At 37.4% G+C, this 12,252-nt stretch carries 9 protein-coding genes; 1 reads left to right on the top strand and 8 read right to left on the bottom strand.

Going from position 1 to position 12,252, the window contains the following annotated elements; genetic code table 11:
* From S4054249_RS22505 to S4054249_RS22470, 8 genes are all read right to left on the bottom strand, one after another.
* The gene (locus tag S4054249_RS22505; RefSeq protein WP_046356031.1) at window positions 1-1,740 is read right to left on the bottom strand and encodes a cyclic peptide export ABC transporter; all 1,740 of its coding nucleotides are present in this window, start codon (window positions 1,738-1,740) and stop codon (window positions 1-3) included.
* A 9-nt stretch (window positions 1,741-1,749) separates the two neighbouring features.
* Entirely contained in the window at window positions 1,750-4,230 is a 2,481-nt protein-coding gene (locus S4054249_RS22500; RefSeq protein ID WP_145925099.1) for a penicillin acylase family protein, read from the bottom strand.
* A gap of 72 nt (window positions 4,231-4,302) precedes the next feature.
* Entirely contained in the window at window positions 4,303-5,073 is a 771-nt protein-coding gene (locus S4054249_RS22495; protein ID WP_046356030.1) for a phytanoyl-CoA dioxygenase family protein, read from the bottom strand.
* Window positions 5,074-6,537: 1,464 nt separating this feature from the next.
* A complete protein-coding gene (locus tag S4054249_RS22490; RefSeq protein WP_046356029.1) occupies window positions 6,538-7,056 on the bottom strand; it encodes a hypothetical protein in 519 nt (172 codons plus the stop codon).
* A gap of 568 nt (window positions 7,057-7,624) precedes the next feature.
* Window positions 7,625-7,759 (bottom strand): hypothetical protein, encoded by a 135-nt coding sequence (locus tag S4054249_RS27195; RefSeq protein ID WP_256370563.1) that lies wholly within the window; start codon window positions 7,757-7,759, stop codon window positions 7,625-7,627.
* A 43-nt stretch (window positions 7,760-7,802) separates the two neighbouring features.
* Entirely contained in the window at window positions 7,803-9,839 is a 2,037-nt protein-coding gene (locus tag S4054249_RS22485; RefSeq protein ID WP_046356028.1) for a S9 family peptidase, read from the bottom strand.
* Window positions 9,840-10,208: 369 nt separating this feature from the next.
* Entirely contained in the window at window positions 10,209-10,613 is a 405-nt protein-coding gene (locus S4054249_RS22480) for a hypothetical protein (RefSeq protein ID WP_145925100.1), read from the bottom strand.
* A 173-nt stretch (window positions 10,614-10,786) separates the two neighbouring features.
* Window positions 10,787-11,575: a helix-turn-helix domain-containing protein gene (locus S4054249_RS22470; protein WP_046356025.1), complete on the bottom strand. Its 789-nt coding sequence runs from the start codon at window positions 11,573-11,575 to the stop codon at window positions 10,787-10,789.
* A 96-nt stretch (window positions 11,576-11,671) separates the two neighbouring features.
* On the opposite strand from S4054249_RS22470, the gene S4054249_RS22465 reads away from it, so the two are divergent.
* Complete coding sequence (locus S4054249_RS22465) at window positions 11,672-12,043, top strand: DUF3224 domain-containing protein (RefSeq protein ID WP_046356024.1); 372 nt, start codon at window positions 11,672-11,674, stop codon at window positions 12,041-12,043.
* Window positions 12,044-12,252 lie beyond the last annotated feature (209 nt).

The raw sequence follows: 12,252 nt of genomic DNA, 5'->3' as shown, positions 1-12,252 counted from the left end.
TTAAACACTCCCTGTTAATTCAGGTTTATGGTCAACAGTTTTACTTGCACTTAATTGGCGTTGGTTTGCATCAGGCTGGTGAACTACACGATCCACATGACCACTTTCCATAAAGATTAGCTGATCGGCAAATTCAAAATAACGATCGTCGTGTGACACCACAATGATTACCTTGCCTTGCTGTTTTAAATCTTGAAGAATTTTTGAGTAAAAAATATGCTTAAAACGCGGATCTTGATCTGCAGCCCACTCATCAAACATACAAATGTCGCGGTCTTCAAGTAATAATACCAGTAGGGCTAAACGCCTGCGCTGACCATCTGACAACCTCGTTGTACTCAATCGACCATCTTCAATCTTCACTTTTTCATCAAGCTCTAAGTAACGTAAATAGGACAATACTTTTTGCTGTTGACTACTGTCTTTAACTTCAATGCCATAGAAGTCAGAAAATAAGTGATAGTCAGAATAGATAGCAGAGACAAACTGTCGTGCATCACGGCGGTTGTCATCATTTATCTGTTGCTGATCGAATGACAAATAACCTTCTGTGGGTAGGTAATGTAATGACAAGCACTTACTTAAAGTCGACTTACCTGAACCATTGCCGCCAACGATGAAGTTCACTTCTCCCCTGCGAAAGGTTAAATTTACTTTGTTTAGAGCAAACGAATCAGGTGCTGACGAATAAGCATAGGACAAGTCAGATACCTCGAGCTGCTTCCACGGCGTATCCATTTTCTCATCTTTACCAACGGGTTCTTCGCTAAGCTCTGTGTAAAACTTCTTAACTTTTGCTAAAGACACTTGGCCTTGACGCACTAGATTCATCGAGCTGAGGATCTGACCTGCAGGACCGGTTAGATATAACAGTGCCATAATGATGCTAAACAATTCAGCTTGGCTGATTTCAAATCGGTAAGGTAAATGGAACAGCACCACACCAATCACTAGAAAACACACAATACCACCGTAATTCTCACCAAAACAAAAAACAGAATAGCCTTTAATTACAGATTTCAATGCTTTACGCTCTGGCTTCATTAATGACTGCTCAAAGAACTCGTCACTGCGACTTTGATTAAGTTTTAGCTCTTTTGCGCCCAAAATTAGACTTTTTACACCTTCTTGGATCTCGTCATAATGTTCACGCGATTCAGCATACAATCGAGTACCTAGAATTAATGGCAGTTGATAAGTAAGCATGGCTAGCAACAAACTAACTGTCACAAACAAAAAGATACGAATATCTAAATAAATCAGATAACCCAAGGTGCCCACGATTGTGATCGCGTTACTCCAAATTACAGGCAGTGTAGTAGCGGCTGTTGTTATATGCGGAATATCAACATTTAATAGGTTGATAAGGCGAGCCTGGCCTATTTTCTCCAATTCAGCATACGGTAAATTCTGAATACGATGATACAGACTAATTCGATGCTTAACTGAAGCACGCTTTGCTAGAAAAGTGGAGAACACTAAAGATGTTGTTCGGATCACAATAATTGCTGAGATGGCTACTAAAAAGAAAATAGCCAGCTGTGATGTAGGCGAAGAAAAATAGAAATAATCTTCAACTGTTAGTTGTAAACTTTCGGCATTATTACTGCTCATCGCATACATGATAAAAGGAATAAGCATGGCGTAGCACAAACCCGTGAAAATCCCGAGTAACACCGAAAAGTAGAATGAATTAGGAGAACAATTCCAATACAAATCACTGATTTTCTTTAACTGCATTTGATTCCCTTACTTATTCGTTGGATGTAAAGTCAACTGATGTGATTTCGTTGAATACATCGGCAATAACTGCATCCCGCCGTGTTTTGAAATCATGTCATCATAATGTTTACTAACCACGTTACCCGATTGTCCAGTATTGAGAATAAAGTAGTTTTCATTCTCATTACCCAAATCAATAACTTGTCGGTAAGTGGCGCCAAAGAACTGCTTGTACTTGGTTTCGTCATCCAAACTAATCGGTGCGACATTTACAGTTTCGCCGCCCCCACTTGAATTAGCTTCTCGGTGGAATAACCGACTGAAGAAACTTTCATCAGACTGAGGGGCATGAGGCGCTAGCTCAGCCTCGCTCAATGGAAAGTGTGGAAATTGATTCTTGTGCAGCTCATTCCATTGCCAGTTTGCTACATTGCTGCCCAGCTCTTTATCCAATTCATTGATGGCATGCTGTAAAGATACTTGCAGAACCGTCTGACAACTCTCAACAACATCAGTTTTTTGGAAGTCGCACCAACTCGATGCCTGCTCAGTTAGCACACGCTCGATAAATGGATAGTTAATTTGAAACTCGATACGAGATAAGGCAAAGCTGGAAGCACCTGAAAGGTCCGCTTTTTCAATATCATCTCGTACTAAGAGTCGCTGGAAATGAGAAATCCAACTAACAAAAATACTAGAAGCAACGCTATCACCTGTCATCATGCCATCCCAGTCAGCTAATACCTTTAACGCATCTGCTTCTTGTTCTGTTGTGGCCTCAATAGCCAGCATTCGATGTTTGACTTTATCAAACATCGGGTTCAATACATCTCCTTGGATCTCACTCATTATTGAATGGTCTATGCTGCCTGAGCGTTGTTCAATATTCGACTTCAATAACTCGGTAATGCGATCTGCACGGTATCCAGGGGAAAAATCATATCCAAGGTGATGTGGATACTTTTGCTCTGGATAATATTGACCAAAATACTTCTCATCGGTCACATTATTGTTTGCCGTGACCAATATACCTGATTCAGGGTTATATACTCTTGGCACTTGAGTAAAGTCTAACCAGCCCTGCCACTGAGTAGAGCTGTCCCAACCTAAAGCAGGTACATCTCCATTGCCTGTTGCACGAATTGGAAACTTGCCCGGCGCGACATAACCAATATTCCCTTCCATATCTGCATAAACGAAGTTATGCACTGGTGCAACAAATGATTCTAAAGCCTGATTGAACTCGGTCCAATTCTTCGCGTAGCCCAATTTAACATAACTATCAAAAGTGCCACCATCTTGGTCATCACCCGCCCAGCGTAAGCTATATGCAAAATTTTCTAGCTGAGGATTAATATCACTTAAAACGGGGCCATTTCTAGTTCGACGAATGGTTAATTCACGATCCGGTTCAGGTCGACGCAGGAGATCAGCGCGAACCTTTATTTTTTCGCGAAACACTTCCATGTCATACCAGTCACCATCGACTAAATATTGATTTCGATTTAGAGGATTAATTTTCTCCAAATAAATATCTTGAGTATCCGCCATCATGTTAGTCACACCCCAAGCCAGGTGCTGATTACGGCCAATAACTACAAATGGTAAACCAGGGAAGGTCGCTCCAACGGTATGTAAGTCTTTGCCTTCAAGGCGTGCTAAATACCAAATCGAAGGAATTGAATTAACTAAATGAGGATCGTTTGCCAATAAAGGTTTACCGGTTTTAGTGTGCTTACCCGAAATTACCCAATTGTTACTCCCCACATGCTTTTTGGGAATATAATCTGGATTATGGTACTCACCCAACATTTGATCAAAATCGGTATTGTTTACATGCTGTGCAGCTAATTGCAGTTGCTCCATCGGCACTTCTGGCAAAAATTCATTTGCTTTTTCAGCACCCAAAGCCTTAACAACTAAAGCTCTTTGTATCTCATACCGATAATTGTTAGACAATTGCCACGTCATCAGTTGCATCCAAACTAAAGAATCAACTGGCTGCCAGGGCTCCGGCTCAAATTGATACAAATAATATTCAGCAGGTAACAAATCTAGATGACTAATGCCCTGATTAACGCCAGCTACATAAGCTTCTAAAATTTTCTTATTTTCTGGACTTAACTGCTGCCACATTTTTTCAGCATTACGCCTTAAGCCCAAAGTTCGAATAAACATGTCTGAGCGCAGTGATTCAATCCCGATGATCTCACTCAACCGACCAGAACCAATACGGCGATTCATTTCCATTTGCCATAGACGATCTTGAGCGTGTGTATAACCCAAACCGAATACGGCATCTAAATCATTGGAAGCTTGAATATGAGGAATTGAGTGTTGATCCCTATTGATCATCACTGGTGCTTGGATCCCTTTGACTTCTTTGTCTCCTTTTACATCGGGCAAGCTTTGCAATAAAACTTGATACGCGATGAAAAGCAACAAAAAAAGAGGCAAAATCATCCAAACAATGGTACGACTTACCATTGGAAATTTTTGAAAAAACAAAAGACTAAATCCTTCTTTAAACTATCAAAATAGATTTTGAGAGTGGTTTCAAACTGGCGTTGACTTAAGTGCTTACAAACTCTCTACAAAAGGTGAGCACAAAAAATCGGGCCTTGATGACGTTTTTAATGGTAAGTTTGCCGATTGGTTGTAAGTGATAATCAATAACCGACGTGAATTATCGGATAAATTATTAGCACTACAATGCACCAATTGAGGGTTGAAAAGCACGACATCACCAGCCTTCCCCGTCATAGCTACTGCCTGCTTTGACGGTGATAGCTTAGAGACTTCATCAGCTGGAACTTGGAAATTCAAATATTCAGCAACATTGTCTTTCCAACTTTCGCCTTTTTGATCACTTAACTGGTTGGCAGATAAGTCACCTAAGGTATGACTCTCAGGAATGAACCACAATGGACCACCCAAATAATCCACATCATCTAAAAAAATAGCGATATTGATTAAATTCGGTGTTGGTACAAAGTCCAATTCACGCCAAAAAACATAATCTTGATGCCACGGCCAGCTTTTTCCACTATAGGACTGTTTAAAGTTGACTTTAAACTGATGGACATAAACATCGCCATCAAGCGCTTGCCGAGCTAAAGGTAGGATTTTTTCATTTTTCGTGAGTTCTGCAAAGAAATCATCGAATAGGTGTAAGCCGTGGGCACCACGTACTGTCTGCCCATCTTTTTCAAATACAACGCCTTCTTTTATTTTTTCTAAATAAGCGCTCAAATGATGTTCTATCCCGTGTAAAGCATCATCTGAAAATAACTCAGGTAGTACCGTAAAACCTTTATTCTGGTATTCTTTCAGCCAAGAATTCCTTTCCATCGTGTTTTCCTCCAACATACAAATTTTTTTTTATTGTTTTGAAATGTACCGCGCAACAAATCCTTGCCACTCTTCAAAGGAACTTTTTCCGCACCTTAATAGTAAAAATTACCTTTAATGGTATTTAGTTGTTTTTGTTAATAAACTCCTCAACAAATTGATTATAAAAAACTTCATTATTAATCAAAGCAACTTAAATAACTGCGCGAAATCAGCACCAAAGAAGCATGTAAAGTAAAAAGTAAAGCGATTAACGACCAGATAACAGCCCAACGACAACAAAGCCGATTAAATAGACTATCAATAAATTTATATTTCTATATGTCTCCCCAAACAGCAGAAAAACATCAAAATCGTTATCACAAGGTAAGTAAAACAAAAATATCTAATTTAATAATTTACTTTCCGGTGACTAAAATAGCTATTTAGTCATTGTTTTGTCAACCAAATAAATTGTAGATTATAGGACAATAGCATAAAAAAAAGCTTGACAGATTGAAATTGACAAACCCAACAAAAGGAATAGTTTAGGGGTAAAATTAGAAAAAATAAAAATATAATTTCCAAAAACAACACATAAAAACATAAAACAGTCAATAAAGCATAAAATCAAAATAAAAAAACCTAAAATACCTAAATTAAAAACAAATCAATACAATTTATGACAATATATCCTGCTAAACTAAATTGCTATGAACATGCCAAAATACACAATTCCTCTTACATCAGAGTCAACACATCTTGTGAACTCTTATATTTCACTATAAAGGTAAATACTTAATATTTATTGTTAATTTTTAATTTCTTTACGACTTAGGGGACTGTACTTATTAAAGAGAACGATAGCCTTTCATTTCTAACTGCATAAAATTCAAGCGAGGCGATTACTATTCTAAAGAAAAAACCACTAATTAAAAGTCCGTGGAATTAAGACTGCAATTGAAGCATATATACAATAAGACTTTACGAAAACGATGAAGATAGTCCAGCAAATATGAATAAATTTATATGGCTATTTTTATCGCTAAAGAAGATTTTGCAGTTCTAGTTTTAGTCTTCCTACTCTAAAATTCATGGCGTTCTATTATTTCTACATTGAGCGCCACTAAATTCATTAAAACTTAATATATTAACGAGCCAAAATAGCTTATCGTCAATAACTTTTGTAGCCTAAAAACTAGATAGGATAGCTCAGAACTTCAGTCCCCTCTGCTACCCTCTGCCGAATTTCACTCATTTAAATCTATATCTCCTAACATTATTCTATCTTCTGCTTAAAGGCGTCTACATCCCTCGTCATGACATTCAGATATATCCAACAAACTTAATTCTCAAAATTGATTTGATATCATGCAGTACACAAATAAAATTTGAATAGTGATTTACTTAATTTTGTTGTCCGTGATTATGCTAACTTATAAACGCGCTATAAATGGAAAGTACCAATATAGACATAATATAAATTTATTGTATGGGTATCGAACACTTCACATAACTACGATCAATGTAAGTGCTTTCATTGCCCTCTCCTAGTACATTAATATCTCTAATTTTAAGATTTGAGACATCAAAACTAATCACAATGTGTTTAACCCATCGATAGTTACCATCCTTTAAAAAAAGGTCTTTAAAATCAATATTAAAAGAGACTAACCTTTCTACTTTGTCTTCAGAAATTATGCCAAAAGAATTGATGCGCTCAATAGAAGATAAAAAAGGGAGTATCGACAATCTATACTTTATAAAGTGGTAACCTATCTTAAACTCATCCTCTATGTGCTCCTTGTAGCTCTTGTACAATACCGGATCATATGAAAAATAATCTAAAAATTTTTTTGCCGAAGAGATTGATTTAGTGATGTTTTTAGAGTCATGAACGATGTTTAAAAACACTTCTGACTCGGGAGTATCACAACTTTTACCGAGAGCACTTTCACTTGCAACGAGCAGCAATATTGATAAACCTGTGATATGACTTAGCAAGATGAGCCCCCCAAAAATCCATCGTAGTTATAATCAGTTACTATATAAGCCCTTCACTGTTAATTTGATATTAAAGTCCATTGGCAAAGATACAGTGGTGATAGGCTGACACGTTTAAGGAGCAGAAAAATAATAAAAACGAAATAAAGTGAATGCCATATCCATTCAGGAAAACGCTCGCGTTAAGATTTTGGATACACAGCAATAGAAGTTGGTATCATCAAACCTAACTTATTTCTTCCTTGCCATTGTCACAAAGAAAGCTATCCAGACTTTACCTAACTGTAAAGCATAGACGGTTTCTGCCAAGAGGCACTAATTGAAGTGGTTACTATGCCAATTACCCACAGACCTTAAATGTGTTTACTTTAGTGCTCAATAATTCCCCCCAACAATAGCATGATGGTTATATCCGCTGGCAAAATGCTAAACGCTCGCTGAGAAAAGCCTTACAGTAAACCTGAACCCTTAAACTATAAAGGTAGGAATAACGCAATCAAGAACTTAAAACTCGTCCAAACCATCATATGTGTCTAAAATATCACTACTTAGTGGCTAACAGACCCGTTTACGTTAAGTTAAATTGAACAAAAAACAGCTCACCATACAAAATTTGTGTTTTAAAGCGCCCATCTTGGAAATGGTCTTTGCAACCATCTTCTTCAACGGGCTTACACTTGATATCTTCATTTAGCAGGTGCATAAATAAAGGAGATCTAATCACCTTTATTTATGCTTTAAACAAATTAACCTTTATAACGCTCAAACCATGCCAAAATATGCTCTATGCGAGCAACTAGATTGGTTGGCTTGCCTGAGCGTGATAGTGAGTGCGTTTCTCCTTTAAATATCACCATTTCTACAGGGACTTTATTCACCTTAAGGGCATAGAACCATTCTTGTGCCTGTCCAATTGGTGTGATCATATCTGCATCACTATGAATAATAAGCGTTGGTGTTGACACTTTGTCCGCGTATTTTAGTGGTGATCTATACCAGTACGCATTAAAGTTATTCCATAAATGGCCACCAAATTCTACCGTCATTTGGTTAGGGGTATATTCCTGAGTACCAGCTTCTGAAATCCATGAGCTCACACTGCGTTGAGTGACTGCGGCTTTAAATCTATCTGTTTTAGTCGTGATCCAATTAGTCAAAAAGCCACCGTGACTTCCACCGGTAACAAACAGCTGGTCTTTATTCATCCATGTGTTTTTAGCCAACACATTATCAAGAAACTGAATATTGTCTTGGTAATCAGCACCACCATAATCTTTTCGAACAGCTTGGCTATGAGCAACACCATAACCACTGCTTCCGCGATAATTGACATAAACAACAGCATATCCCTCAGCAGCATACATTTGATTTTCAAAAAACCATTGATGCCCCCACATACCACCAGGGCCACCTTTAATATTTAAAATAACCGGATATGACTTATGCTTATCAAAGTTGAGAGGTTTGTGAATAAAGCCCTGAACCTTCATGCCTTTTTCGTTCTCAAACCAGATTTCTTCAGCTGGTGATAAGATTTTTTTTGCGCGCAATTTGTCATTGAACGAAGTTAATTTGCTTACTTTGTTATTACCAAGATCTAGACGATAAAGCGCTGGTAATTCTGTAGAGCTTTCAGCTGTAAATACTAAAAACTGACCGCTATTCGATACTGCAAGATTGCCAACTTTCTGATTCTTATTTAACAGCCTTTTTACTTCACCACTTTCAACTGATACCGAGAATAAGCGATGCGCACCATGGTCGTTGGCCGTAAAGTATAGATGCTTGTTGTCAGCCGACCAGATAGCTGGTTTAGCATCTCGATCAAAGTCCTTCGTCAAATTGACTGGTTTCTTAGCGTTTTTTGCTAACCACATTAAATCAACTTGCTCATATGCCTCTTCTGTGTGCAAATAAACAATTTTCTCACTTTCAGAAGATAGACTGGCACTAAATTGATTATGAGGATGGTTCGTGATTGCAGTGATGCGTTTTGATGCAATGTCCAAACGGAAGATGTCACTGTTTTGATCCCCTTCGTACTCGTGGCCCGTTTTATTGGCATGGAAATAAACAGATGATCCATCTTTTGAAATGACAGGGTCGTTTGCATTCCAACTTGCACCTGATGTAAGCTGAGTCAACGCTTTTGTTTTAATATCAAATTCAAATAAATGAGTGCGTTTGTCACTTAAATAACCAGCCCCGTTCGATATGTATTTTGCATGTTTAACAATGACAGTATCAGGCTCAGCGCGTTTTTTTGAATCATCCGTGCTTTTATTATTCTCAGAATCACCATCGTATTCTACGCTGAGTGATAAAAGTAATTTATCTCCCGACGGAAACCACTCGAACCCAGAAAGGCTGCGTTCTAACGAGGTCACCGCTTTTGCTTCGCCGCCATGAGCCGGCATAACAAAGACTTGAGATTGCCCATCTACCGAGCGGATAAAAGCAACTTTGCTGCCATTGTGAGACCACTTTGGAGAGCTATCTCGTTTCCCCTGCGTAAACTCGGAAACGACCCCACGTTTATCAACTTTAAAAATTTGATTGTTTCTTCCACTGGCATCAGCATTGACTGTTTGTTTTACAAATAAAATATCATCATTACTAGGTGATATTTGTGGGCTTTTTATGTAAACGAAGTCAAAATAATCTTCTGGTACTAAACCCGTTTTTTCTTCGTTTTTTGCCGCCACACTTGAGTGCCATACACTTAATGTCATCGACAGTAATAACAAGCTCGTTGAGCTAACATATTTTAATTTTCTAATCATCAAATAGTTCCAGAATGCACTTTTCCATATGTTACTAAATATCAACAGGTCTTAACATTTAATAGAGACGAAACACATTCTTATGCTTTGAATTGACGGGAGAAACTCTGAAAAAGGTTTATCTTTGTTGCTCGTTACTTGGCGCTATAATTATTTCGTTTTTATTAAAACGATAATTTCGCCAGAGTTTGTAGATAAATAAACTGTAATTGACGCGTTCACAGTGCCAACGGTAAAACACAACACATATCAATGAATGGGTACTATTATGCATCATAGCGACTAAAAGCGAGTTTAAATTGGCTAATTTTGTATTACTACTTTAGAATCGCAAACACTGAAAAGTAACAGATTTAAAGGTGGTTTTCCTCAAGCTTGGGACTGCTTTAATGTTATGAGCAAATAATCAGGTTTATCCAATGATGGAATTTTAAAACGAAATTGAACTGTTTGACTGGTTTTACCTGCTAATTCCTCCGAGAACACTTCTGAAAATAGCTGTTTATTGATTTGGGCATCTCCAATCCACTTAACTTTTACGCCAGTCACTCTCACGTCGATTGGTATTGTGGCATTTTTTGTTGCCGCCGCAACAATTGTTACCTCGCAATAGCCTGCTTTACAATCATAAGACTGTGATTCAATGACAAAATCAGCATCAACTTGAGCTTGATACAAAAATGCAATCGCCATAAGCAATACACATGCGATTAATACTCCCTTTTTTATGACACTTAAAAGCTTAACTCTAAAATCTCTTTGTTTTCTAGTCATCGTTTTAAACATCACTCCATAAAATTAGTTTACCAATATTACATGGCCTAAATATGTCCTTTTGCACTGGACAAGTATGTACAGCTAAAAATTTTATGTCTAAAAGCAAATGAGCACCAGCTATAAGGAAATCTTTTTGAGCGCTTACTATCCTAGATTGAAAAGGTGCTGCTTTATTTGACATATTGACCGGGTGTAACGCCTATCACCTCTCGGAAATCACGGATTAAATGTGCCTGATCTGTATATTCCAGTAAGCTAACAATATCTAGAATGTCTAAGTTACCTTGATCAAATTGCTGTAATACTTGATGCAACCGATACTTCCTAATAAGCCATTTAGGAGTTAACCCAACATACTTGTTGAATATTCTCTGGATGGTTCTTTTTGACAGATTACTTTTTTCAGAAAGTGCCTCAACTGTAAAAATATTTGAATCATTTTTTATTAAGGCACATAGATCCACAGCTCGGCTCTGGTTTATATTTATCGGCGTGGTGTAATTTTTCAAGAATGCGCTTAATGAGTTGCAAATATCTCGATCACTCTCACAACTATACAAAGATAAAAGCACGTGCTCAGAAGTCTCTCCAAATATATCCCGCACAGGTAACTCTGTATCAACATATTCACAAAGTGGCTTTTTCAGCAAGTGCAGTATCGAAGCAATCTTAAATTTTACACCTAAAACACGACCTTGTTTACACATGTCATAGGCATATACTTTGCTAACTGGGCCCATTACACGTACTCTACGAGACTCAATGACTAAATGAAAGTTAGGGTCAGGTAAGTTCTTTTGGGTATGCACTTTTTGTTCTGAAAGATGCCAATCTACAAACCAAAATTGTTCAATAAAACCTGCAAGTTCAGCCTGAGGATAATATCTACGCAAATCATAGTGCTTAGCACTTGCCTGCTGATAAAATACCCCTGAAACCTCTTCGTTATTTGATCGCAAAATTTAACCACCACCTTAAGTGTCGCGTTTATACAATACCAGATACCCATTTAGATGCTAATCTGCACAAAATAATTATTACAAGGGAACCACAAAATGAAACTTACAGGTTTATTTCAAGTACACGATTGGCAGGAATCGGTAATAACTTTACTCAACGAAGATACAAAACTAAGTAATGCCACTGTACTCCAAACATATGAAGGTGATCTTAAAGGCACCAGCACTGTTTACTACCAACTCTACTATGATCGTAAAGGAAACGCTGTATTTAATGGCTTAGAAGTATTTCAACACGCAGACAACGATGAAAATACACTGGTTATTCGTCATAAAGGGCAATTTGAAAATGGAATTGCATCGAGTACTTTTACCATTATTGACTGTGAATACAACCCAGAAATGATAGGAAAAACAGGTAGCTTTGAGTCAATTGAGGGCCAAAAATCTGCCTATTCAATTGAATAGTACAGTATGTCATATGTGTTACACGAGCTCTGATATCATCGTATTTTATGGGCTCATAATTTAATTGCACCGATGCACGACCTAACATCAGATAACCGCCCTCATTACAATTATTAAATTATTAATATAAAACAATACATTAAGTCGTTTTCACCATTCAAAAAAACGTTATTATTCTATATAATAACTATAGATAAGATAAATAATAT

It is taken from the genome of Pseudoalteromonas luteoviolacea (assembly GCF_001750165.1).
Taxonomy (GTDB): Bacteria; Pseudomonadota; Gammaproteobacteria; order Enterobacterales; family Alteromonadaceae; genus Pseudoalteromonas; species Pseudoalteromonas luteoviolacea_G.
Note: the sequence above shows the minus strand (reverse complement) of the source record. Positions and strands in the feature narration are given on the sequence as shown.